Below are 23,147 nucleotides of genomic sequence, written 5' to 3'. Positions count from 1 at the left end.
CGGAATGTTTTGACGGGGGGGGAAGGGGCGTTTTTTGGTAAAAACTGCCCCCCCCCCCACGCCCCCATCCCCGAAAAAACTTTTGCTCTGGTGATGTCGCCTGTCCCCGCCGCTGTCCGGAGGGCAGGGATGGCGCTGTGTTCCCGGCATGGGCACGAAAGGGAACAAGAGAGGAAAAGCTGGAAGACCGCTCCATGGTGAGCGGCTTTTTTCGTGGTGGACACCGGGAAAAGGCAAGACCTGATGTTTCAATCCACAGTCGCCCCATCCGCCGGTTGAGCTTTAGCCGTTGCGACGCAGGAAGCTACGGATAAAGACAGCAATGTGTTACGCGGCAAGACAGCCCATGAAATCGCTGTCGCTATCCGTAAGCCCGCTGGTGCGGGTAACGGCTACCGCCTCCGCAGCCGACGGACAGGGGTCGTGCGGACTGTCCCCCTGAAGGGAGAGGTCTCAAGTCACAAAGGAATTTTTAATAAAGAAGGCAGGTTGCCTGCCCCGGAACGGGCCGGAAGGAGAGGATGCCGGGCAAAGGCTGGTGACGGTGAAGAGGGGGCCTCAACGTAGCCTCCATCTCCTGTCGGCCACAGGGCATGAAAAAAGGGCACCCGAGGGCGCCCTTTTTGTGTTTGATGGGGAAGGGGTTATTTTTTCAGCTCTTCTTCGATGGCCTGCCGCATCTCGGGCGAGATCTTCGGATCCTTGAGGCCGGCCTCCCAATGGGCGCGCCCCTTGTCCTTCTGCTGCAGGAAGTAGCTGTAGAGCACGCCCAGGCTGTAACGCACCGTGGCGTCGTCCCGCAGGGCCACCACCTTTTCCAGGGTCGCGGCCGCTTCCTGCGGCTTGCCCTGATTGTGCAGGATGACGCCCAGCATGTAGAGGGGCTGGGGATCGTTGACGTCCAGGGCCACGGCGCGCTGGGCAAAGGTGGCCGCGGCGTCCCATTCCTGGGTGGCCATCAGGTGTTCGGCCAGATGCATCAGGGCGTCCTTGTTGGTGGGCTCGGCGGCCACCTTCTGCATCAGGCTGGCCAGCAGGTTCTGTTCCTGTCCCATGCCCTGCGGGGCCGTGGGACGTTCGGTCACCAGATGCGGATTGCTGACACGTTCCTTGATGGTGACGCCCAGCATGACCAGCAGGCTCAGGCCCAGCAGCAGGATGATGGCGCGGGCGGTGAAGGAAAGACGGCTATCAGTCATGCAGGATCTCCATCTGGCGCAGACGGGCATCCAGACGACGCTGGGCACAGCCCATGAAGACCAGGTACGCGGCCAGACCCAGCCAGACGGCGGCACCGGCCGCCACCAGCCACAGGAAATTGCTGTCCATAGGGCACTCCTTGAAAGCGGGGATCCCGCTTGTATCCGTTGAAAACAGGGCTCACCGAGCCCGGACGGAGCACGGCTCCGCCTGTCCGCTCCCCGGGAGCGGCGCATCCGCGGCCGTCATCCCGCCGCATGCGGCGGACAGGACAGACCGGGAACCGAAAATCAGTCTTCCGCCTGCAGGCGCAGGCTGTCCAGCCGGTCGCGCAGGCCCAGCTGGCGGGTGCGCAGCCACACCAGGCCCGCCCAGAACAGGCCCATGGCCGCCACACAGGCGATGGCGGTCAGCTTCATCTCAGGTTCCAGCCCGCCGCCCTTGGAGGCGAACACCGCCGGATGGATGGAGCGCCACAGCCGGGCCGAAAGGAAGACCAGCGGCACGTCCAGAAAGGCCACCACGCCCACCACGGCGCAGATCATGCGCTTGCGCTGGGGCGGCAGGTCCAGGCCGCGCAGCACCAGATAGCCCGCATAGATGAACCACATGACCAGCGTGGTGGTCAGGCGGGGATCCCACGTCCACCAGACGCCCCAGGAGCGGCGGGCCCAGATCATGCCCGTGACCAGGGCCAGACCGGCCAGCAGCACGCCCACTTCGGCAGCGGCCGCGCAGACGCGGTCAGCGGCCGGGGAACGCCGGATCAGGTAGACGATGGACGCCACGAAGACCACCAGAAAGCTGATGAGCGCCCACCAGGCCAGCGGCAGATGGGTATAGAAGACCTTCTGCATCAGGCCCAGCTGGGCTTCCACAGGGGCATAGAAAAAGATCAGCCACTGGCACACGGCCAGGGCCGCACCGCCCAGCAACACCAGCAGCAGGGGCCACACGGAAAAGGCGCGTTGCATCATTCGTCTCCCGAATACATGAAGCCGAACAGCAGCAGTCCGGCAGCCAGAAAGACACCGTCGAAGGCGGCGGCCAGCCCTATCCACGAGGCCGGGCCGTCAGGCGCGGGCGCACCGAACACCTGGGCCGCCACGCCGATCCCCGCCAGCAGCAGGGGCACCAGCAGGGGGAAGAGCACGATGCTCAGCAGGGACTCGCGCGCCGCGCCGCCCTGCGAGAGCGCGCCCAGCAGCGAACCCAGGGCGCACATGCCCACGTCCACCAGCAGCAGCGTGCCGAGGCCCACGGGCCAGAGCGCGCCTATCTCCTGCGACAAGAAGACCACGGCGGCGGGCAAAAAGAACATCTGGGCCACCAGCAAGAGCAGCAGCCCGGCCAGGGCCTTGCCCAGCCACACGGCCTGTATGGGGGCCGGGCCCAGCAACAGGCCCAGACGCGCGCCGTTGGCCTCTTCCAGCGCATAGAGCGTATTGAAGATGAGCACCTGACAAAAGGCCGAGCCCAGCCAGAACACGGCGCCCGCGCCTTGCGGGCTCATGCGTTCGCCCACGCCCTGCGACAGGCTGAACACGAACAGCAGCAACAGGCCCAGCAGCAGGCCCTGCACCAGCCCGCTGCCGCGGGTGAAGGTCAGCAGCAGGTCCTTGCGGGCCACGGTCAAGGCAAAGGATATCATGCGGGAACCTCCCCGGCAGTGGACGCGGCCACATTCCCCGTAGCCGTGTTGAGCACGGAATCCACGGCGGCAAGGCCCTGCGGCGGCCCGTCATAGGCCAGGCGGCGGTTCTCCAGCAGCAGCAGGCGGTCGGCCAGGGGACTGTCGCCCGCCAGATCGTGGCTGACCACGATGACGCAGGCCCCGCGCTCCCGGGCGGCCAGCATCTCGCGCCGCACCAGGGCCATGGAATTGACGTCCAGGCCGGTGCCGGGCTCGTCCAGCAGCACAAGGTCCGCGTCCAGCAGCAGCACCCGCGCCAGGTTCAGGCGCTGGGCCATGCCGCGCGAGAACACCCCGGCCCGCTCCTCGGCATGGGCGGCCAGCCCCACATGCTCCAGCAGGGCCAGGAGCTCCGCCCGCGAGGGGCGCAGGCCGTGGGCCCGGGCCCAGAACTGCAGGTTCTCCAGCGCGCTCAGGCCCGGATAGACGAAGGTGGCGTGTCCCAGATAGGCCAGGCGCGGCCCGTCTTCACGGGCGACGCCGCCCGCCCCCGTGCCGTCGAAGATGACCTCGCCCGCCGAGGGGCGGGACAGGCCGGCGATGATGCGCAGCAGCGTGCTCTTGCCCGCGCCGTTGCCCCCGGCCAGCAGGGTGATGCTGCCCGCCGTGAAGCGGCAGCTCACCCCTTTGAAGACCACCTTGAGGCCGTAGAGCTTGGCCAGGTTCTCAAGACGCAGCATGATGGCGGCCTCAGGCCTGCGGCCCGTTGTCGGCGGGAGCGTCGCTCCCCGCTTCGGGCGTCTGCTTTTTGCGGCCGCGGGCCAGCATGAGGAAGGGGAACAGGCACATGAGCGTGCCGCCTATCCACATCCAGTTGACCAGGGGCTCCACGCTGAAGCGGATCAGCACCGAGGCGTTCTCGTCCAGGCCCAGGAAGGAGGCATACAGCTCGTTGCCCAGACCGGGGACCACGTCCACTTCGGAGAACTGCATGGTACCGAACTTGTCGTACATACGGCGCTGCGGCTTGAGCTCGCCCAGCAGCGTGTCGCCTTCATAGATCTTGAGGCGCGCTTCCAGATAGTCATGGTCCACGGCGCGGCCCTGCTGGGCCTCCAGCAGCTCCACGCGGTAGGCGCCGGCCTGCTGCACGCCCTTGCCGTTCTGGAAGAGCAGGTCGTATTCCTGCTTGTAGGGGCCGGAGAAGGCCATGCCCAGCACCAGCACCGCCAGGCCCACATGCAGGCCCGCGGCGCCGACGGCACGCCAGCCGCCCTTGCCCGGCAGGGAAGGCAGGCTGGCCAGCAGCCCGGCCAGACAGGCCACGGAGCCCGCCGCGGCCAGCAGGGCCACGGGCTGGCGATAGCCCAGGAAGAAGAAAGCGGCGCCCGAGGCCACGAAGGCCCCCAGAGCGAGCCAGAAACGCGGCGCGTCACGCAAGCCGCCGTCCCAGCGCAGCCAGGGACAGACCATGAGCAGCAGCATGATGAGCATGCCCAGGGGCACGCAGACACGGTTGTAGAAATTGGCGTCCAGGCCGTGGGGCTCCGGCGTCCAGAGCAGGCTGATGACCGGCCACATGGTGCCCACGAGGATGATGACCGAAAGAGCCAGCAGCAGCCAGCAGACCATCACCAAAAAACCTTCGCGGCTGACGATGCCCGCCAGCTCGCGCCCGCGCGCGGGCACGGAGAAGGCCGCCCAGAAGGAGATCAGCAGGCCCCCCAGCACGAAGACCGTCAGGGGCGTGCCCACGCTGCCGTCACCGAAGGCGTGCACGGACTGCACCACGCCGCTGCGCACCAGATAGGTGGCGAAAAAGGCGGAGATGGTGGTCAGGCACATCAGGGCCACGTTCACGCGATGCAGCTTGTTGCGGCGCTCCTGCACGATGAGGGTGTGCAGGGCCGCCGTGCTGATGAGCCAGGGGATGAGGGAGGCGTTCTCCACCGGGTCCCAGGCCCAGTAGCCGCCCCAGCCCAGTTCCATATAGGCCCACCACATGCCCAGGATGATGCCCGCGGTCAGGAAGGCCCAGGCCAGCAGGGTCACGGGGCGGGTTACACGGTGCCAGCCGTCCTCGCCCTCACCGCCGGAAAGGCTCTGGGCCAGGGCAAGACAGGCGGGCACGGTGAAGCCGCCGTAGCCCAGGAAGAGCAGCGGCGGGTGGAAGATCATGCCGGGGTTCTGCAGCAGGGGATTGAGGCCGTTGCCGTCCGGCGGCACGGGCGACTGCATCTCGAAGGGATTGCTCCAGCAGGAGAGGATCAGGGCGAAGAAGGCCATGATGGCGTAGAAGAAGCCCCAGTACCAGAGCCGCGTAGCGGGCGTCAGGCGCTTGTAGGCGGGCGTCAGGGCAAAGATGCTGCCGCTGATGGCCACGGAAAAGGCCCAGAACAGCATGGAGCCCGGCTGCCCGGCCCAGAAGGCCGTCAGGCGGTAGAAGGCGGGCAGCACACGGTCCGTGTAGCTGGCCACATAGACCAGGCTGAAGTCGCTCCAGAACAGGGCGTGCAGCAGCAGGGCCGCCGCCAGGGAAAGGGCGCCGGTGATGGCCCAGTGGACCTTTTCGATCAGCGCCAGGGCGTCGCCGCGCTGCTGCCAGAGCTGCAGAAGCGCCAGCGCACTGCCGCCCAGAGCACAGATCAGGGTCAGCAGCTGCATGGCATAGGCAATGAAATACATGGGGCTCCTTTGGGCACGCCACGACCAGCCATGGCGGCACATTTCCGGTGAGGACGCGACCGGCCCCCGAGGCCCGGCCGTGCGTCAGGAAGGGTACGGCCTGCGCCGCCCTAGCTCTTGCGGTTTTCCTTCTGGTACTTGGAAGGACACTTGGTCATGAGGGTCTTGGCCATGAAACGGCCGTCGGGCTGCAGGCCCCCTTCCACGATGACCTCGGCGCCCGCCTTGAAGGTATCCGGCACGGCGCCCTTGTAGACCACGGGCAGGGTCAGGCCCGCATCGTCCTTGTCCTGCAGCAAAAAGCTGGCCCCGGGGCCGTCCACGTTCTTGAGCAGATTGTCGGGGGCCACGGTGCCGAACAGGCGGGCCGCCTGCAACTTGTCGGCCGTGGCGGCCCTGGCTTCGGAGACGTTGAGGAAATAGACGGTATTCTCCGACAGGCCGGAAAAGACCAGATAGCCCAGACCACCCAGGAACAGCAGGGCGGCCACGAGATACATACAGGTGTTTTTCTTGCGGGGCATGGGGTCTCCTTGCATGAAAGAACGTGCCTTTCCCGGCACGAAGCTGCTGCATACCCTAGCACAACCCTGCCTTTTTGACAAGTAAGAATCGCTCCTGATAGGACAGCAAAGCCGCATGAATCAAGTGTGCGCGCACGCACAGTCAGGCCTCTTCTGCCGGGTTGCCGATGCTATTGCAAAGGGTACCAGACAAAAAACTGCCATGCACTAGAGCGCATAGGCTCACGGAAGACTCTTTCAGCCGGATACAAAAAAGCCGGGGCTCATCAGAGCCCCGGCTTTTTGCTGTCTGTGTTTCTGTGGCCAGAAACGAAAAAAGGGTCTGCATTTCCGCAAACCCTGATTTCCTTTTTGGTGGAGCTGAGGAGAATTGAACTCCTGACCTCTTGAATGCCATTCAAGCGCTCTCCCAACTGAGCTACAGCCCCTCGGCAAGAAGGTACATTGCCAAAAAGCAGCCCCTCTGTCAACAAAAAAATCAAAAAAGTTTTTCCATCTCCCCACCACGACAAAGGGCCGCCCCTCCTTCCCCGCCCGCACGGCTCCCGGCCGGGCCTTTCCTTCCCCGGCCAAAAGCGTATGCTGCGGCCATGAACCTCCTCTATCTCACCGACGTATTTTGTCCCTGGTGCTACGGCTTCGCGCCGGTCATGCGCCGCCTGGCTGCGGAACATCCCGAACTGCCCGTGCGCGTGCTGGGCGGCAACCTCATGGACGAGCCCCAGCCCCTCACCGGTATGCTGGAAGAATACCCCACCATCCGGGAATTCTTCGCCCGCCTGCAGGAGACCACCGGCCAATCCACGGAACATTTCCGCCAAGCTCTGGAACAGGCCGTGGCCGGTACGGGCCCGGACCTGCTCATGCATTCCCCGGCCATGAACCTGCCCCTGGCCGCCCTGCGCCATCTGGCCCCCGGTCACGAGCTGGAACAGATGGAGGCCTTCCAGATGGCCTTCTATGCCCAGGGCCGTGATGTCATGGCCGCCGGGGAACAGGCTGCCATCGCGGCCGCCTGGCTGCCTGCGGGGACGCCCGCCGACGCCCTGACCGCCGCCATGGCGGACCCCGCCATCCGGAGCGCCGCCCGGCATGACGCCGCCGAAGCCGAGGAGGTCATGGGCGAATTCCTCCTTTATCCGACCCTGTATCTTGAGCACGACGGCCAGCGCACCCTGCTGGCCCGCGGTTACAGCGACTACGCCAGCGTCCGGGCCAAGCTGGACGATGCCCTGCGCGGTGTCCGCGAAAGCCCCGTCGCCCAGGGCGCTGCCTGCAGTCTGGACGGCAAATGCTGTTTTTAGGGCAATGATGCTTCGTTGAGAGGGAGAAAGGCGTTTTTTGGACAAAAACTGCCCCTCCCCCTCTCAAACTCTCCCCCGCCCCGAAAAAACCTTTCTCCGGTCTGACCGGCCGGTCCCCGTCATTGGCCGGAGGAGCCGCCATCCGGGCATGGACCGGGACGATCCGCATGACGGACAGGTGTGGGAAGCGGGCAGCTCCCCGTCTCCGGGATTTTCTGTTTCAGGATATATGATGCAGCCAGGCCGCTGCCAAGCAAAAAGCCCTCCGCGAACGGAGGGCTTTTTGTTTGCTGATGTACCGGCCGGCTAGCAGCCGTACTTGGCTTCGATCTCGGCGGCGGCTTCTTCCACACCGGCCTGCATCTTGGCGCGGGCGGCGCGGATCTTTTCATCCAGCGCGGGATCGGCCACGGCCAGGATCTGGGCGGCCAGCCAGGCGGCGTTGCGGGCACCGGCCTTGTCCATGGCCACGGTGGCCACGGGGAATCCGGGAGGCATCTGCACAGTGGCGAGCATGGCGTCCATGCCGCCCATCAGGCCGCCGGAGACCGGGATGCCGATGACGGGACGGGTGGTGCGGGCGGCCACGGCACCGGCCAGGTGCGCGGCCATGCCGGCGGCGCAGATGAAGACCTTGGCGCCGGCGGCTTCCTGTTCGCGCAGGATCTTTTCCGTGCGCTCGGGGGTACGGTGGGCGGAGCTGACCGTGAAGAGATAGGAGATGCCCAGCGAACGCAGCACGTCCACGCAGGGGCTGACCTTTTCTTCATCGGACTTGGAGCCCATCATGATGACGACTTGAGCCATAGATGTTCCTTTATGGCGGCATAAGGCCGCGGTTGCTTACTTTTCTTCCTGCGCCAGCTGTTCCAGACGGCGGATGCCCTTCTGGCCGATATCGCTGCGGTGGAAGCTCTTGTCCATGCGGATGGCCTTCACGCCCTCATAGGCACGGGCCTGGGCGTCGGCCAGGGTATCGCCCAGCGCGGTCACGCAAAGCACGCGGCCGCCGCTGGAAAGGGTCTTGTCGCCGTCCATGCTGGTGCCGCTGTGGAAGACCTTGACGCCGGGCAGGGCGTCGGCTTCGTCCAGACCTTCGATGACCATGCCCCTGGGATAGGCGTGCGGATAGCCTTCGGCGGCCACCACCACGCCCAGAGCGGTCTGGGAGGTGTGGGTGAGGCTCTCGGGACGGAGCTTGCCCTCGATGCAGTCTAGCATGATCTGCACCAGATCGCCTTCCAGACGCATCAGCAGGGGCTGGCATTCGGGGTCACCGAAACGGGTGTTGTATTCCAGCACCTTGGGGCCGTTCTCGGTCATCATCAGACCGGCATAGAGCACGCCCACGAAGGGATGGCCGTCCTTGGCCAGCGCGGCCAGGATGGGACGGATGACCGTATCGGCCATGGCTTCGGCCTCGTTGTAGGGCAGGATGGGGGCGGGGCTGTAGGCGCCCATGCCGCCGGTATTGGGGCCCTGGTCGCCGTCATAGGCGGCCTTGTGGTCCTGGGCGGAAGGCAGGGGCACGGCGGTCTTGCCGTCGCACAGGCACAGGAAGGAGGCTTCCTCGCCCACGAGGAACTCCTCGATGACGAGCTTGGCACCGGCGGCACCGTGCGCACGCTTGCACATGATGTCGTCCACGGCATCCAGGGCTTCCTGGGTGGTCATGGCCACCACCACGCCCTTGCCGGCAGCCAGGCCGTCGGCCTTGACCACCAGGGGGGCGCCCAGTTTGACCACGGCGTTCTTGGCTTTGTCGGGATCGGTGAAGACCTGGCTGTGGGCCGTGGGCACACCGGCGCGGTTCATGACGTCCTTGGCGAAGGCCTTGCTGCCTTCCAGACGGGCACAGTAGGCATCCGGGCCGAAACAGGGGATGCCGGCCTCACGCATGCGGTCGGTGATGCCCTTGGTCAGGGGCAGTTCGGGACCGGGCACCACCAGGTCGATCTTTTCCTTGCGGGCCAGTTCCACCAGACCGTCCAGATCTCCGGCATCCACGGCCACGTTGATGGCGCCCTCACGGGCCGTACCGCCGTTGCCGGGGGCCACAAAAACTTCACTTACCCGAGGGCTCTGCTTGAGCTTCCACACCAGGGCGTGCTCACGCCCGCCAGAACCGATAACCAGGATGCGCACAACCTCTCCTCCCTGAAAAATAGACATACGGAAAACTTTCCGGCAGCCGGAGCTGCTGAAAAAGCCCCGTCCCGTGCCGCTGCGACACGGAACGGGGCTGCATCCTCTTATGTGTTAGTAGTTGGGGGTCACTTCAAAATCGCTGAGGTCGGCAGGAGCGTTGGGGTTCATCTGCGACACGTCCAGCGGATAGGCGGTGACGATGCACTGACGGCTGCCCACACCCAGATCGGGCGAGGTGTTCAGGCCCACCACCAGGTCCAGGATGCCGTCGTTGTTGAAGTCGGCCAGGTCCACGGCCGCCACGGAACCGCGGATGCGGCGGGTCTTCCACTTCAGGCCCAGGCCCACGCCATCCCAGAACAGGGCGTGCACTTCGCCCTGGGGGAAGTAGCGGTAGCGGTCGAAGATCTGGGCCGCCGTGGAGATGGGCTTGTTGACCAGCAGGGTGTATTCGCCGGTATGGCCGATGTCGGCCACGATGAGGCGCATGGGGGCAAAGTACTTGCTGGGCATCTGGTAGTTGCGGTCCACGCCCAGGCCCGGCATGCCCTTGTAGTGTTCCATGCCGGTGGCGGAACCGGAGAAGCGTTCCATGGTGGTATGGATCAGGGTCTGGTTGGCGCCCTGGAAGATCTTCAGGCGTTCGTCGTCGGTCAGCATGACCAGCTGGTCACCGTTCTTGCCGGGGAGCCAGGCCACGTTGAAGACGTTGGCCCCGCTGGGCAGGTTGATGCGCTGGCCCAGCCCATAGGAGCCGTTCTGCTTGACCATGATGTGCACGCCGGGGGCGAACAGCTTGATGGAGTCCCAGCCCTGGCCCACCAGCGTGGGCTGGTAGGAAGGCGGCAGGTTGATGACGCTGGCGAAGTAGGAGCAGCGCTTGGCCACTTCCGTGAACTTGTTGCCGCGGAAGCCGTAGAAGTAGGTGTAGGGGCGGTTGTTCTCTTCTTCGAAGGTGGCCACCACCAGATCCTTGGCGCCGTCGCGGTTGAGGTCGATGGCACGCATGGAGAAGTTCAGGTTGCTGCGGGAGATGGTGATCTCGCCCAGCTTGCCCAGACGGCCGTCGTTGCCCCACTTGTAGATGACCAGGCGATGGTCGTGCAGGATAGCGATCTCGTTGCGGCCGTCACCGTTGAAGTCGGCCACGGCCATGTCCACCATCTCGTCCTTGAGGCGCTGGCTGCGGATGCGGGAACCGTCGGCGGAGTTGCCCTGATAGCGGAACTGGGGGTTCAGGTAGGATTCCGTCTGGCCGGTCTCGTTGCGGATGATGTCCGAACGGCCGCCGCGGCTGGCAGCGGCGGCACCGGCGACGCCCAGCACCTCGGAGGAGAAGGCGCCCGCGAGGCGCTGCACCGTGGCGTTCAGGGCGCTCATGGGGCCCTGGGCCGTATTGGTCCAGGTGGAGCCCTTCTTGTCCACGCTGTTGAGGACGATGGTGCAGTCATTGCCCATGACGCTCACCGTGCCCCACAGGGCATAGTCGGCACCGCCGATGAACTTGCGGGCTTCGGCGGCGGAGCCGGCCGCACGGGGGCCCATGGTGCCCGTAGCGCCCGTGGCACTGAGACGACCCATCAGCGTGGAAGGCACGGCCTTGGACAGGTAGCTGTAGTTCTGGGGCGCGTGCACCTCAAAAGGCAGCAGCACGAAAGACTTTGCCTGGGCAGCCTGGGCCTGGAGGCCCATCACCAGCATCAGGCAGGCGGCAAACGCCAGCTTCATGGCAAATTTCATTCAAAATCTCCTTGCAGTTCTCTGCGTACGTCGACCACCCTCGCACAGGAGGGCTCGCCCGGCCGGGGTCTCTGCCGCTGTCGCGGCAGGTACCGTACGGCCTACGGCACCGGAACTATAGCGACACTTGGCCTGCTGCGCAACTTGAAAGCCGTATCCGCTGTTCCGGCGCGGTCCTGCGCTCCTTGGGGCCCCCTGCCGCGGACGCTCTTGCCCCCTCCAGACGGAACAGATAAGAAAGGCCCATGAGTACCGCCAATCCTTCCCGCCCCACGGGGCGTTCTTTTCGTCTGGTCTGCCCTCCGGAGCAGATGCCGCAGGTGGAGAGCCTGCTGCGCGCCCAGGGCTATGAGTTCGAACCCGAGCCGTTTTCGCCCTTCTGCCGCCGCCTGCTGTGCGAACCGCGGCCGCTGGGCTCCTCGCTGGCCGCCTTTTTCGGCTACATCTATATCCAGGACAGGTCTTCCATGCTGCCGCCCCTGGCCCTGGCGCCGCGGCAGGGCGAAGCCGTGCTGGACATGTGCGCGAGCCCGGGCAGCAAGACGGGCTTCCTGGGCCAGCTCACCGGCCCCGACGGCTTCGTGCTGGGCAACGAGCTTTCCCGCGCCCGCCTGGCCACCCTGCGGGCCAACCTGCACGCCTGCAACCTGCCGCATGTGGGCACCTGCTCCTTCGAGGGCCAGGCCCTGCCCCTGACGCCCGGCACCTGGGACGCCATCCAGCTGGATCCCCCCTGCTCCGGCTGGGGCACGGTGGAAAAAAACCCCCAGGTCCTCAAGCTCTGGCAGGGCGACAAGCTCAAGGGCCTGGTGGGCCTGCAACAGCTGCTGCTGGCCCATGCCGCGCGCCTGCTGCGCCCCGGCGGCCGCGTGGTCTTCTCCACCTGCACCACCAACGATGACGAGAACGAAGCTCAGGTACGCTTTGCCGAAGAGGAGCTGGGACTGGTGCGCGAACACCTGACGCCCTTCGAGGGCTTCGTCTGGGAACAGAGCCCCGGCGGCGAGGGCACCCTGCGCGTGGACGGCGAACGCTCGGCGGCCCAGGGCTTCTATGTGGCCCTGCTGCGCAAGCCCGCGGACGCCCCCCTGCCCGAACTGCCGCCCCTCTCCGCCGAGCCTGATGCCCGCACGGCCGCCCGTAACGCGGCCCGTGGCCGCAGCCGTCGCGATGCCCGTCCTGCTCTGCCCCAGTGCCAGGTGGTGCCCCGCAGCGCCCTGGCCGGGCCCTGCTGCGATCCCGACCGTCTGCCCGCCGGTGAGGCACGCATCTACGGCGAGCAGGTGCGCTTCATCCCGGCCCATGCCGACCTGCTGCTGCCGCAGGGCTTCACCTGGCAGGGCGCCCTGCTGGGCCGCATGGCAGGCGGCCGCCTGCACATGGCGCCCCGTCTGCGCTGCCTGCTGCCCGCCGTCCCCGACCCGGCGCACAGCCTGGTGCTGGACGACATCAGCGACATCACGGCCCTGCTCAGCGGCCAGAGCCGCCAGACCGGCCTTGCGGGCAACGAGGCCGCCCTGTGGTGGCGCGACCTGCCGCTGGCCCGGATGATGCTCAAACAGGGCCGCGCGACCCTCAGTTTCAACTAGGCCCGGCACAGGATGCCGGACAGGGCCGCAGGCAGGGCAGACTTGCCTCTTTACCTGCCTGCGGCTACTCTTGCCCCTACTTTCACAGCGCAAGGAACAGCGCACAGGACGAAGCCGCCGTGACGGCGGCACTTTCATGCACGCAGAGGAGCGATCATGGCCAAGAAGAAGACTTCCCAGCAGCCCGCGCCGGTCAAGGACAAGCCCCAGGCCCCCGCACAGGATCAGGCCCAGACGGCGGCCCCGGCCCGAGTCACCACCGTTTCCCTCACCACCTGTCTGGTCAGCGTGGTGGTGGCCCTTGCCCTGGGCCTGTGCATCGGCAGCATGCTGCCCGGCTTCATGGACAGCCGTCAGGCCCCCGCTCCCCGGCCCCAGGCGGCCGCTCCGGCCCAGCAGCCCGCACAGCAGCAGGCGGCCCCCCAACAGCAGGCCAAGGCCGGCCTTTCCCCCGAACTGAACAGCGCCCTGCTCAAACTGCAGGAAGCCGTGGTCAAGGAACCCAACAAGGCGGAGAACTGGATCAAGCTGGGCAACTTCCAGTTCGACAACCAGAACCCCTCCGCGGCCGTCACGGCCTATGAGAACGCCCTGCGCCTGAAGCCCGGCAATGCCAACGTCCTGACCGACCTGGGCATCATGTACCGCGAGCTCCACCGCTTCGAGGATGCCCTCAAGGCCTTCCGCGAGGCGGAGCGCGTCCAGCCCGGGCACAGGAACGCCCTGTTCAATCAGGGCATCGTCCTTTACTACGACCTCAAGCGCAAAGACGAGGCCGAAGCCGCCTGGCGCAAGCTGCTGGCCGCCGATCCCAACGCCCACGCCCCTGACGGGACGCCCGTCTCGGAGCTGATCAAGCATCTGCACTGATCCGGTTCCGGCTGCCCCGCCCCCGGGCCGGGGCAGCCCACCGGCCCCTGTGCCTTCCGTGGTCCGCAGACCACCGGTCCGCTCTTCCCGTCCCCGCTGCCGTCCCGGAATTTCCCGGGCCGTCTCCCCCGTGCGGAGATGTCCCTCAAGGTAAAAAAGCATGACGTACCCCCTTCTTCCCCTACAGGCCGGCTTCCGCAGGCTGGCCCTGATCGTCATTCCGCTCCTGCTCGTCCTGAGCCTGGCCGCCACCTGTCCGGCGGTCCCGACACCGCCCCCGGCCCCCGCGCCCACGCCCGCCCTGCCCGTGAGCCTGTCCGCGACGCCCCAGGGCACCGCCGCGGGACAGCTGGGCATCCTGCCCTACCTTTCGGCTTTTCTGGATACGGACGGCGACATGAGCGTGGAAGAAGTGGCCACGCCGGGCATGATGCCCTCTTTCCAGCCGCTGCATCCCAGGACCCTGCCCCGCAGCAGCGGCGTGACCTGGCTGCGTCTGGAGATCCCCGCCGCCGGGACGGAGCGCACCGAGTCCCTGATGCTCGACCTCGGCCAGGGCGTCCCGGCCGGAGCCGTCCTCTATACGCCCGACATCGACCCGCTTTCCCGCCAGACCACCTGGCAGGAGAGCCAGGCCAACTGGCGCAACCTGCTGCCGCTGCCCCTGCCCGCGGAAACGCCGCAGGTCTGCTTCATCCGTCTGGATGGGCAGCCGCCCCTCTGGTTCGCGCCCACCCTACGCAGCCTGGACAATCTGGCGGGCGCGCCGGAAAGCCTGCTCGGCCCCGGCGTCATGCTGGCCCTGGCCGTGGTCATGCTGCTGGCCCTGCTGCGCGGCATCACCGAGCGCGGCCAGTGGCGCTTCTGGACGGCCCTGTATGTGGGCGCCGCCCTGACCCATGCCGTGCTGGGCGGGCCTGACCTGGGTGCCGGCAACATCACGCCCGCCGACGCCGTCAGCGCCATGGCCCCCGGCCTGGCCCTCATGTTCCTGGCCCATCTGGCCCGGCACCTGATGCAGACCGCCAGCCATTCCCGCCTGCTGGACATCCAGTACCTGCTGCTTTCCCTGCCCGGCGCAGTCCTGGCCCTGCTGCCCCTCTGGCCCGACTTCAGCTGGCTGGGGCGCTTCCTGCCGCTCTGGCCCATGCTGGCCCTGATCTTCGTGCCCACCACGCTCGGCGCCTGGCTCATGGGCGTGCCGGGAGCCCGCCGTTTCCTGCTGGGCTGCCTCGTGGCCGCACTGGGGGCCGGGCTGGCCGTCCTTGATCTCGGGACGCTGCTCCCGCCCTTCGTCCAGGGCACCCTGCCTCTGTGGGGGACGGCCCTCAGCGCCCTGATCATCGCGGGCATGAGCGCCCCCGGCCGTGAAGCGGGCACCTCCGCCGAACCTGCCGATCCTCTGGCACCGGGCCGCCCCGCCCGGAACCAGACCATCACGGACCCCAACCTGCGCCTGCTGGATACCGACGGCAACACCCTGCCGCTCATGACCGGCCTCAGCCAGCCTGCCCCCGCTCCGGCAACCGTGGAAGCCGAAAGCGCCTCCGCCACGGCCATCCGGCGTCTGGAGCAGGCCCTTGCCGCGCCCCTGCGCGAGATCGTGGAACAGGACCGCCAGCTCGAACAATGCGCCCTGCCCCATGATGTCCGTTCCCGTGTGGAGAACATGGGCCGCCGTGCCCGGCAGGCCCTGAGCCTGCTGCACGACCCGGCCGGGGATGCTGCCGCACCCGCGGCACCGGCTCCCGCGGATACGGCCCGCGCTGAAAAGCGTGTCTTCGATCTGCGCAAGACGCTGCGGCAGGCCCATGACACCTGCCGCCCGCTGGCGGAAAAATCCGGCATCGCCCTGGGCTGGCATGTCCCGGCCGACCTCGAACAGCTTTACGAAGGCCCCGCCGGGGAACTGGAAGACGTCCTCCGCCTGTTGCTGGAAGATGCCCTGCGGGCCACCAAGGGGGGCAAGATCCATTTTGCCGTGCGTCGTGTGCCGGACAGCAAGCACCCCGGACATCTGCTCTTCCAGGTGCGCGACACGGGCACGGGCCTGCCCCCGGAGCAGCGTTCCGCATCGCTCCTGGCCCGTATCTGGGAACTCTCTTCGTCCCACGGCGGTTTTCTGGGCGTGGAGAGCGGCCCCCGCGGCACGTCCGTCATCTTCACCCTGCAGCTGCATCTCCCGGAAGCTTCTGACGGCGAGGACCTGCCCACGGTCCTGGTCTGCGCTCCCGATGCCGCCACCCGTCGCGAGCTGGGCGCCATGCTGCGCGACCTGCCCTGCACCTGCCACGAGACAGGCACCCTGGCCCACGGTCTGGCAGCCGGGGCCCGCAAGGGCCGGACACCGGCTGCCGTGCTGCTGGTCTGCGGCCCCGAGGCTTCCGTGGACGCCGCGCCGCTGCTGCGCCGCTACCACAGCCTTGCCGAAAGGACCGGCCCCTTCGGCGCCGTGGCCCTGACGCCCGACCAGAGTCAGTGGGATGCGCTGGCCCATGCCGGTTTCAGCCATGCCCTGACCCTGCCCGTCTCGGAAGACGCCCTGCGCGAGACCGTGCTCGAGATCCTGGGCAGCCATGACGATGTGGCCGACCTGGGTGCGCCCCTGCCCGAGACCAGACAGGCCGATGCCCCCCTGCCCGACCTGTTCGGCCCCGCCGCGGCCCCCCAGGCAGACCAGGGCATGCCCGATCTGCTCCTGTCCACCGATGATATCCCGCAGCAGACGGCCCCGGCCGCTCCTGCCGCGGCAAGCGCGGATCTGCCGGACCTGTTCGCCGCTCCGGCGGCCGCTGCAGCGGATACGGCCCAGACGGAGCCCCTTCCCCTGACGGACGACATGCGCCTCGATACGCCCGCAGCACAGACCGCCCGGCCTGTGGTCGATGCCGTGCAGCCGGAGGAAGCCGCGTCCACGGACAGCCCGGTGCAGGAAAATGAAAACGCTCCCGAGGCGGTCGAAGACGTCGCCCCGGCCCCCGCGCCTGCGGCGCCGGACTTCCCGTCCGTACCGATGCCGGAAACGGCGGAAACGAATGAGGCTGCCATGCCGGAAGCCCCGGTGAAGGAAGAAGGACCCGCCGCACCGGCGGCCGATATGACGCAGGAAGAGCCCCTGCCCCAGCAGGAGACGGCGGATGCTGCCGCTGCGGCCCCGGCCGATGACGCTGCTGAAACCCTGTCCGATGAAATGGACAGCACGGATGAAGCGGGTGCGGAAACGGTGGCCGACACTGACGTGACGCCCTCCGCACAGGACGAAGCCGCCGCGGTGCCCCCGAGCGCTCCGGCGTTCCCGGCTCCGGCCCGGGAGGCTGCGGCCGAGCAGACCCTGCCCGCTGATGACGTACAGACCGGCGACGCGTCTACGGATGCTGCCGAAGCGCCGGTGTCCGATGCCGTACAGCCGGAGGAAGCCGCGTCTGCGGACAGCCCTGTGCAGGAGAGCGAAAACGCTCCCGAGGCGGCGGAAGACGTCGCCCCGGCCCCCGCGCCTGCGGCGCCGGACTTCCCGTCCGTACCGATGCCGGAAACGGCGGAAACGAATGAGGCTGCCATGCCGGAAGCCCCGGTGAAGGAAGAAGGACCCGCCGCACCGGCGGCCGATATGACGCAGGAAGAGCCCCTGCCCCAGCAGGAGACGGCGGATGCTGCCGCTGCGGCCCCGGCCGATGACGCTGCTGAAACCCTGTCCGATGAAATGGACAGCACGGATGAAGCTGGTGCGGAAACGGTGGCCGACACTGACGTGACGCCCTCCGCACAGGACGAAGCCGCCGCGGTGCCCCCGAGCGCTCCGGCGTTCCCGGCTCCGGCCCGGGAGGCTGCGGCCGAACAGGCCCTGCCCGCTGATGACGTACAGACCGGCGACGCGCCTACGGATGCTGCCGAAGCGCCGATGTCCGATGCCGTACAGCCGGAGGAAGCCGCGTCTGCGGACAGCCCTGTGCAGGAGAGCGAAAACGCTCCCGAGGCGGCCGAAGACGTCGCCCCGGCCCCCGCACCTGCGGCGCCGGACTTCCCGTCCGTGCCGGTGGCGGAAATGGCGGAAACGAACGAGGCTGCCATGCCGGAAGCCCCGGTGAAGGAAGCAGGACCCGTCGCACCGGTGGCCGATATGACGCGGGAAGAGCCCCTGCCCCAGCAGGAGACGGCGGATGCTGCCGCTGCGGCCCCGGCCGATGACGCGACGGGAGCCACGGTCGACGAAAAGGAGCGCACGGAAGCTCCGGTCGCCGATGCACAGGCCGCCTCTGCCACGAGGGCTCCTGCCTTCCCGTCTGTCGAGGCGGCCGCCAGTCCCCTTGCCGGTGGCTATGTGAGCCCCAGCCTGCGCCATGCCGGTGAATGGGTCGGCGAGCCCATGCCCATCGGCACTCCGGTCGACCGTCCTGCCCCCCGGCAGGAGGAAACGGTATCCGCTCCGGTGGAGACCGTCGTCACGGTCCGCCCCCTGCGCCGGGACGTCAGCCCGAACGAGATCGCCCGCAAGCTGGGCAAGCCCAGTCTGGTGCCCACGGACAAATCGGCCCTCATCACGCCGCAGCCCCGCAAGAGCAGCAGTACCGGCCCGGGCGCCGGGACGCAGCCTGCCTTCCCCGGCGCGCCTGTGGAAGAGGCGCCCCAGGCCGTGCCCGGCAGCAAGGACGTTTCCAGCCTGCCGGACATGACGCCGGACAGCACCACCCTTCTTGCCAGCGGCCGGGAAGAGACCAGCCGGACCAGGGCTGCGGCCAACACCCTGATGCGCTTCCTTTCCCGTTTCCACACGGGCAACGGCCAGCCCCAAGATAAGGAAGAAGCCAGGAGCCCGCAGGCTCCGGCAGCGACCGCGCAGGAACGGCAGGGCACACCGCGCCCCATGCCCAGGAAGGATGCTCCGCGGGAAGAGACGCCGGGAACCACGGCGGACATCCCCGCCACGACCAATCCCTGGATCGAACGCCGCGCGGCGTCCCGGCCCGTGGCCCCCACGCCGCGCATGCCCGTGCCGCCCATGCCTCAGCGGCCCCAGCCGCCGGATGACCCCGAGGATCCGTTGCCCGCTCTCATGTGGCGCATGGACAAATATCTGGCGGAGGCCGGTTATGCCCTGGAACAGCGCCGTCTGCATCTGGTGGCCGACGCCGCCGGACGCCTGGCCGCCGAGGCCGAGAGCTACGGTTTCCGGGTACTGGGCCGCATGGCCCGCTGTGTGGAGAGCGCCGGACGCGCCAAGGATCTGCAGGCCGTGACCGACCTGCTGCCCGAGCTGGCCACGGCGGTGGAACGCCACCGCATCTCCATGGGCTCCTGATACGCATACCGGGGCCGGTCCTGCTGACCGGCCCTTTTTCGTTCCCGGCCCCGGCGCGGAGGCCGCGACAGGCCCTCTTGCACAAAGGAGCAAGTCGTGCCAGACTAAATCTTCAACGCCCACAAGGGCCATCTCTTATTTTATGCAAGGAGTCCACATGAGTTACGAACGTGTCCTTCTGCCCGTGAGCGGCAAGCATTCCGGAGAACGCGCCCTCAAGGCCCTGAGCCAGGCCAGGAAGCTTGATCCCAAGGAGATCATCCTGCTGCACGCCGTGGCGCCCAGCGTGGGATCCCCCATGCCCAACATCATGCGCGACCAGCAGGACATCGCCGTCAAGGCCGAAGCCCTCCTGGCTCCTCTCGCCGCCGAACTGGACAATGCCGGCATCCCCTATCAGACCGTCATCCGCCACGGTCTGCCCGTGGAGACCATCGTCAAGGCCGCCAAGGAAATGGACGCCGAAGCCATCGTCATGTTCTCGGACGGTCGTGACGACCTGACCGACAGACTGTTCGGTTCCATCACCGAGCATGTGCTGCGCAACACCCCGCTGCCCGTGCTGGTCGTCCGTCAGTAGGCCTTGCCGCGCTATCGTCATCAAAAAGCCTGTTCCCCGGAACGGGCTTTTTTTGATGACGGCGTCCCGGCCCCGGCAGGCTTGCACAAATCGGCCTGTCGTGCGACAATGCCTAGTTGAAATGCCCTCTGGGGCAATGCCATCCCAATCCAAGGAGCCCACATGATCTACCAACGTGTCCTCGTGCCCGTGAGCGGCAAAAATTCCGGCGAACGCGCTGCCAAGGCTCTGCGCCATGCCAAGACCCTGTGCTCCGGCGAGATCATCCTGCTGCATGTGACCGAAGCCCTGCCCAACCTGGTGGGCGGCGCTGCCCATACCGAACTGGAACGTTCCAATACCGCCAAGGCCGAGACCCTGCTGGCGCCGCTGGCCGATGCCCTGAAAAAGGAAGGCGTGGCCTGCCGCTATATCGTGCGTGAAGGCCTGGCCGCCGACACCATCGTCACCGTGGGCCATGAAGAAGGCGTGGACATGATCGTCATGTACACCGACGGCCGTGACGGCCTGGCCGACATGCTCATCGGTTCCATCACCGAGCGCGTGCTGCGCAATACCGACATTCCGCTGCTGGCTGTCCGCCGCTAGCGATCCGCCGTGCTGACACTGGGAACTTTAGGCCTTGTGGCAGCGCACCTTCTGTCCTGGGGGGCCGTCTGCCATGCCCTGCTCCACAAGCGCGATCCGCGCTCGGCGCTGGGCTGGATCGTGACGGTCCTTTTTTTGCCCGGCGTCGGCATCGTGCTGTACTGCCTGTTCGGCATCAGCCGTGCCGAAAGCCTGGCGGCCCGCCTTATGCGCAAGATGGCCGCCATCGAACCTGATTACGCCCACCATCCCGAAGTCGTCTGCCACCGGACGGCCATCGCGCCGCCGCAGGAATGGCCCCTAGAGATCCTGGGGCGCCGCCTGACGGGCCAGACCCTGTGCAGCGGCAACGGCATCCTGCCCCTGCGCAACGGCAACGAAGCCTACCCGGCCATGCTGCACGCCATCAACCGGGCCAGCAAGCAGGTCTTCCTCTCCACCTACATCTTCCGCGGCGGCAGCGTGGGCGAGAGCTTCACCGAGGCCCTGTGCCATGCCGCCCGGCGCGGCGTGGACGTGCGCCTGCTGGTGGACGGCTTCGGCGGCGCCGTCTATTCCCTGCGCAAACCCTGGAAGCGCATCCCCCAGGCCGGCGGCCAGCTGGCCAGCTTTTTGCCGCCCCGCCTTTTCCCGCCCAGCCTCAGCCTGAACCTGCGCAACCACCGCAAGCTGCTCATCTGCGATGATACGGCCTTTACCGGCGGCATGAACATCGCGGACAACCACATCCTCAGCAAGCATCCCGGCTGTGTGCAGGACCTGCACTTCCGCTGCGAAGGTCCCATCGTGGACCAGCTGCGCCGGGCCTTTTTGCTGGACTGGGGTTTTGCCACCGGCAAATTCGACCAGCGCAGCCTGCTGCCCAGCAGCAACATCATGTCCGGGGACAGCCTGTGCCGCATGGTCCTGGACGGCCCCGGCACCGAGGCCGATCCGCTCAATGACCTGTATTGCGGGGTCATCGGCAGCGCCCAGCATACGGTGCGCATCATGACGCCCTATTTCCTGCCGTCGCACGAGCTCATCGCCGCGCTGCGCAGCGCCGCCCAGCGCGGGGTCAGCGTGCGTGTGGTGCTGCCCGGCAAGAACAACCTGCCCTTCGTCCACTGGGCCAGCTTCCGCCTGCTGCCCGTCCTGCTGGAAGCGGGCGTGCGCGTGTGGTTCCAGCCGCCGCCCTTTGCCCACACCAAACTGCTGGCCGTGGACGGCTATTACTGCCAGATCGGTTCCGCCAACCTGGACGCCCGCAGCATGCGCCTGAACTTTGAGCTGAACATGGAGATCTTCGATCCCGAGTTCCATACCGCCATGGCCCTGCACATGGACATGACCATCGCCCGCAGCCGCGAAGTGACCCTGAAAGACCTGCAGGAACGCCTTTTGATCCTCAAACTGCGTGACGCCGCCTGCTGGCTGTTCTCGCCCTATCTGTAAAAAACGGGGCACGGCCTTCGGCCGCCTTTCGGTCGCGCGTTGCTGTCGATGCCCGTAAGGCTCCATCCGTCGCCAACGGGCACGGCCTTCGGCCGCCTTTCGGTCGCGCGTTGCTGTCGATGCCCGTAACGACATGCGTTTCCTGTTTCCATCCCGCACGGTCACGCGGGACATCCCCCTTTCCTCATGCAACGAGCGTCTTCATCCCCTGACAAAGCGCGCTGGGGAGAGGGAGGGGCGTTTGAGGGGAGGGAGGACCGCTCTCGCGCCAGCAGAGGGGTCCTTCCTCCCCTCAAGCCTTTTTGCCTCCAAAACGCAGAAGCCCCGGCAGTTCCGCCGGGGCTTCGTCATTATATCAGTCCATATCAGGGCATCTGCCGCCCGGTCATGACCGGGACTGTTCCGCCTGTTCTTCCTTTTTCTGCTGTTCCAGCAGACCGGCCGCCCGCAGGGCCTGGCGCCGCTGCCGGGCCATCTGGCGCAGGTCGGCCACGCTGTCGCTCTCGTCCATGATCTCGCTGCCGAGCATCTCCTCGAACACGTCCTCCAGCGTCACCACACCGGCAAGGCCGCCGTATTCGTCGAGCACGGCGAACAAATGTGAACGCGAGTGCAGCAGCTCCTTGAGCAGCTTGTCCAGGGTCTGGCTCTCCAGCACGAAGTGCAGGGGCTTCATGATCTCGGAGAGCGGCGTCTCGCCCTTTTCTTCCAGCAGGCAGTGGAGGATGGTGCGGCGGTCCACCAGGCCCACCAGATCCTCGTTGTCCTCGCCGTAGACGGGGATGCGGCTCACATGCCACAGGCGCGGGTTCTTGTAGGCCTCGGCGGCGGTCATGTCTTCGGGCAGGGAGAAGACCACGGTGCGCGGGGTCATGATGTCATAGACCCGCTTCTGGTCCAGGGCCAGGATGTTGCGGATGTAGGCCTCCTCATAGGCCTTGATCTGCCCGGCCTGACGCGACAGGCTGGTCACGGCGCGGATGTCGTCCTCGGAGATGTCCGGGCCGTTGGACGGCGGCGTCAGCAAACGGGTCAGCAGGCCCGTCAGCCAGATGACCGGGGTCAGCAGCTTGACCGCCACTTCCAGCGGCCGGGCCAGCACCACGGCGATGGAAGTGGCATAGGCCACGCCCAGGGTCTTGGGTACGATCTCGCCGAAGGCCAGGATGAGCACCGTGAAACCGGCGGCGAACAGGGCCATGTATTCGGCGCCGAAAGCCGCCATGAAGGCCGCGCCCGCCACGGCGGAGCCCGCGGTATTGGCCACGGTGTTCAGGGTGAGGATGGCGGCGATAGGTTTTTCCACATTGCTGCGCAGGCGGAAGAGCACTTCCCCCACGGGCCTGCCGTCGTTGCGGATCTTCTCGATGGCTGACCAGGGCACGGCGTACAGGGCCGCCTCCGTCAGGGAACAGGTAAAGGAGATGACGACCGCGACACTGACAGCGAGAATCAGGGTGAGCATAGGTCCCTCGTGAAAAATGGAAAGCCGCCGCAAGGTATCCGGCGACTTGCATGAACGTGTCTCCGGCATATATCCTGTGCAGGCGGCCTTG

18 protein-coding genes and 1 tRNA gene are annotated in these 23,147 nt (G+C 67.0%); 7 read left to right on the top strand and 12 right to left on the bottom strand.

All coding sequences use genetic code 11. The features are described from left to right. Positions 1-644: 644 nt before the first annotated feature. From HF854_RS03710 to HF854_RS03675, 8 genes are all read right to left on the bottom strand, one after another. On the bottom strand, positions 645-1,199 hold the full coding sequence (locus tag HF854_RS03710; RefSeq protein ID WP_168935086.1) for a tetratricopeptide repeat protein: 555 nt from the start codon (positions 1,197-1,199) through the stop codon (positions 645-647). Next, complete coding sequence (locus HF854_RS03705) at positions 1,192-1,329, bottom strand: CcmD family protein (RefSeq protein ID WP_006006716.1); 138 nt, start codon at positions 1,327-1,329, stop codon at positions 1,192-1,194. Before HF854_RS03705 ends, HF854_RS03710 begins: the two co-directional genes overlap by 8 nt. A gap of 161 nt (positions 1,330-1,490) precedes the next feature. Further along, the gene (locus HF854_RS03700; protein WP_168935084.1) at positions 1,491-2,177 is read right to left on the bottom strand and encodes a cytochrome c biogenesis protein; all 687 of its coding nucleotides are present in this window, start codon (positions 2,175-2,177) and stop codon (positions 1,491-1,493) included. After that, positions 2,174-2,851, bottom strand: a complete 678-nt coding sequence (locus HF854_RS03695; RefSeq protein WP_168935082.1) for a heme exporter protein CcmB — start codon at positions 2,849-2,851, stop codon at positions 2,174-2,176. Before HF854_RS03695 ends, HF854_RS03700 begins: the two co-directional genes overlap by 4 nt. Then, positions 2,848-3,573 (bottom strand): heme ABC exporter ATP-binding protein CcmA, encoded by a 726-nt coding sequence (gene ccmA / locus HF854_RS03690; RefSeq protein ID WP_168935080.1) that lies wholly within the window; start codon positions 3,571-3,573, stop codon positions 2,848-2,850. Before ccmA ends, HF854_RS03695 begins: the two co-directional genes overlap by 4 nt. Before the next feature lie 10 nt (positions 3,574-3,583). Continuing rightward, a complete protein-coding gene (locus HF854_RS03685) occupies positions 3,584-5,518 on the bottom strand; it encodes a heme lyase CcmF/NrfE family subunit (RefSeq protein WP_168935079.1) in 1,935 nt (644 codons plus the stop codon). 110 nt (positions 5,519-5,628) lie between these two features. After that, positions 5,629-6,042, bottom strand: coding sequence for a cytochrome c maturation protein CcmE (locus tag HF854_RS03680; protein ID WP_168935077.1), 414 nt, complete (start codon positions 6,040-6,042; stop codon positions 5,629-5,631). A 352-nt stretch (positions 6,043-6,394) separates the two neighbouring features. Then, positions 6,395-6,470 (bottom strand) — tRNA-Ala (locus HF854_RS03675). Between the two features lie 162 nt (positions 6,471-6,632). Between HF854_RS03675 and HF854_RS03670 the strand changes: the two genes are divergently transcribed. Continuing rightward, positions 6,633-7,346, top strand: a complete 714-nt coding sequence (locus tag HF854_RS03670) for a DsbA family protein (protein WP_168935075.1) — start codon at positions 6,633-6,635, stop codon at positions 7,344-7,346. A 306-nt stretch (positions 7,347-7,652) separates the two neighbouring features. Here HF854_RS03670 and purE read toward each other — a convergent pair whose 3' ends face one another. The 3 genes from purE to HF854_RS03655 form a co-directional block, all read right to left on the bottom strand. Beyond that, positions 7,653-8,153 (bottom strand): 5-(carboxyamino)imidazole ribonucleotide mutase, encoded by a 501-nt coding sequence (gene purE, locus HF854_RS03665; RefSeq protein WP_006006731.1) that lies wholly within the window; start codon positions 8,151-8,153, stop codon positions 7,653-7,655. Between the two features lie 36 nt (positions 8,154-8,189). Next, complete coding sequence (gene purD / locus HF854_RS03660; RefSeq protein WP_168935073.1) at positions 8,190-9,491, bottom strand: phosphoribosylamine--glycine ligase; 1,302 nt, start codon at positions 9,489-9,491, stop codon at positions 8,190-8,192. A gap of 114 nt (positions 9,492-9,605) precedes the next feature. Continuing rightward, positions 9,606-11,234, bottom strand: coding sequence for an FG-GAP repeat domain-containing protein (locus HF854_RS03655; protein ID WP_168935071.1), 1,629 nt, complete (start codon positions 11,232-11,234; stop codon positions 9,606-9,608). Positions 11,235-11,479: 245 nt separating this feature from the next. Here HF854_RS03655 and HF854_RS03650 point away from each other — a divergent pair, with 245 nt between their 5' ends. The 6 genes from HF854_RS03650 to cls all read left to right on the top strand — a co-directional run bounded on the left by HF854_RS03650 (position 11,480) and on the right by cls (position 21,591). After that, complete coding sequence (locus HF854_RS03650) at positions 11,480-12,823, top strand: NOL1/NOP2/SUN domain family protein (RefSeq protein WP_168935069.1); 1,344 nt, start codon at positions 11,480-11,482, stop codon at positions 12,821-12,823. A gap of 156 nt (positions 12,824-12,979) precedes the next feature. Next, on the top strand, positions 12,980-13,693 hold the full coding sequence (locus HF854_RS03645) for a tetratricopeptide repeat protein (RefSeq protein ID WP_168935067.1): 714 nt from the start codon (positions 12,980-12,982) through the stop codon (positions 13,691-13,693). Between the two features lie 160 nt (positions 13,694-13,853). Next, positions 13,854-18,989, top strand: coding sequence for a 7TM diverse intracellular signaling domain-containing protein (locus HF854_RS03640; RefSeq protein WP_168935066.1), 5,136 nt, complete (start codon positions 13,854-13,856; stop codon positions 18,987-18,989). A gap of 157 nt (positions 18,990-19,146) precedes the next feature. After that, on the top strand, positions 19,147-19,569 hold the full coding sequence (locus HF854_RS03635) for a universal stress protein (RefSeq protein WP_168935064.1): 423 nt from the start codon (positions 19,147-19,149) through the stop codon (positions 19,567-19,569). Between the two features lie 162 nt (positions 19,570-19,731). Next, positions 19,732-20,157, top strand: a complete 426-nt coding sequence (locus HF854_RS03630; protein WP_204626499.1) for a universal stress protein — start codon at positions 19,732-19,734, stop codon at positions 20,155-20,157. A gap of 36 nt (positions 20,158-20,193) precedes the next feature. Then, positions 20,194-21,591, top strand: a complete 1,398-nt coding sequence (gene cls / locus HF854_RS03625; protein ID WP_168935062.1) for a cardiolipin synthase — start codon at positions 20,194-20,196, stop codon at positions 21,589-21,591. A 385-nt stretch (positions 21,592-21,976) separates the two neighbouring features. Here the strand turns inward: cls and HF854_RS03620 are convergent, their stop codons facing one another. After that, positions 21,977-23,056, bottom strand: coding sequence for a CNNM domain-containing protein (locus tag HF854_RS03620; RefSeq protein WP_006006750.1), 1,080 nt, complete (start codon positions 23,054-23,056; stop codon positions 21,977-21,979). Positions 23,057-23,147 lie beyond the last annotated feature (91 nt).

Source organism: Desulfovibrio piger, from assembly GCF_012843875.1.
Taxonomy (GTDB): Bacteria; Desulfobacterota; Desulfovibrionia; order Desulfovibrionales; family Desulfovibrionaceae; genus Desulfovibrio.
The sequence above is the reverse complement of the archived record's forward strand: the minus strand, read 5'-3'. Positions and strand labels throughout refer to the sequence as shown.

Bases quoted from the DNA above. Each gene is read 5' to 3' on its own strand.
- HF854_RS03645 (WP_168935067.1), top strand. From the start codon at position 12,980: ATGGCCAAGAAGAAGACTTCCCAGCAGCCCGCGCCGGTCAAGGACAAG.
- HF854_RS03680 (WP_168935077.1), bottom strand. From the start codon at position 6,042: ATGCCCCGCAAGAAAAACACCTGTATGTATCTCGTGGCCGCCCTGCTG.
- HF854_RS03670 (WP_168935075.1), top strand. From the start codon at position 6,633: ATGAACCTCCTCTATCTCACCGACGTATTTTGTCCCTGGTGCTACGGC.
- HF854_RS03695 (WP_168935082.1), bottom strand. From the start codon at position 2,851: ATGATATCCTTTGCCTTGACCGTGGCCCGCAAGGACCTGCTGCTGACC.
- HF854_RS03650 (WP_168935069.1), top strand. From the start codon at position 11,480: ATGAGTACCGCCAATCCTTCCCGCCCCACGGGGCGTTCTTTTCGTCTG.
- HF854_RS03620 (WP_006006750.1), bottom strand. From the start codon at position 23,056: ATGCTCACCCTGATTCTCGCTGTCAGTGTCGCGGTCGTCATCTCCTTT.
- HF854_RS03700 (WP_168935084.1), bottom strand. From the start codon at position 2,177: ATGATGCAACGCGCCTTTTCCGTGTGGCCCCTGCTGCTGGTGTTGCTG.
- ccmA (WP_168935080.1), bottom strand. From the start codon at position 3,573: ATGCTGCGTCTTGAGAACCTGGCCAAGCTCTACGGCCTCAAGGTGGTC.
- purE (WP_006006731.1), bottom strand. From the start codon at position 8,153: ATGGCTCAAGTCGTCATCATGATGGGCTCCAAGTCCGATGAAGAAAAG.
- HF854_RS03635 (WP_168935064.1), top strand. From the start codon at position 19,147: ATGAGTTACGAACGTGTCCTTCTGCCCGTGAGCGGCAAGCATTCCGGA.
- HF854_RS03685 (WP_168935079.1), bottom strand. From the start codon at position 5,518: ATGTATTTCATTGCCTATGCCATGCAGCTGCTGACCCTGATCTGTGCT.
- HF854_RS03640 (WP_168935066.1), top strand. From the start codon at position 13,854: ATGACGTACCCCCTTCTTCCCCTACAGGCCGGCTTCCGCAGGCTGGCC.
- HF854_RS03710 (WP_168935086.1), bottom strand. From the start codon at position 1,199: ATGACTGATAGCCGTCTTTCCTTCACCGCCCGCGCCATCATCCTGCTG.
- HF854_RS03705 (WP_006006716.1), bottom strand. From the start codon at position 1,329: ATGGACAGCAATTTCCTGTGGCTGGTGGCGGCCGGTGCCGCCGTCTGG.
- HF854_RS03630 (WP_204626499.1), top strand. From the start codon at position 19,732: ATGATCTACCAACGTGTCCTCGTGCCCGTGAGCGGCAAAAATTCCGGC.
- HF854_RS03655 (WP_168935071.1), bottom strand. From the start codon at position 11,234: ATGAAATTTGCCATGAAGCTGGCGTTTGCCGCCTGCCTGATGCTGGTG.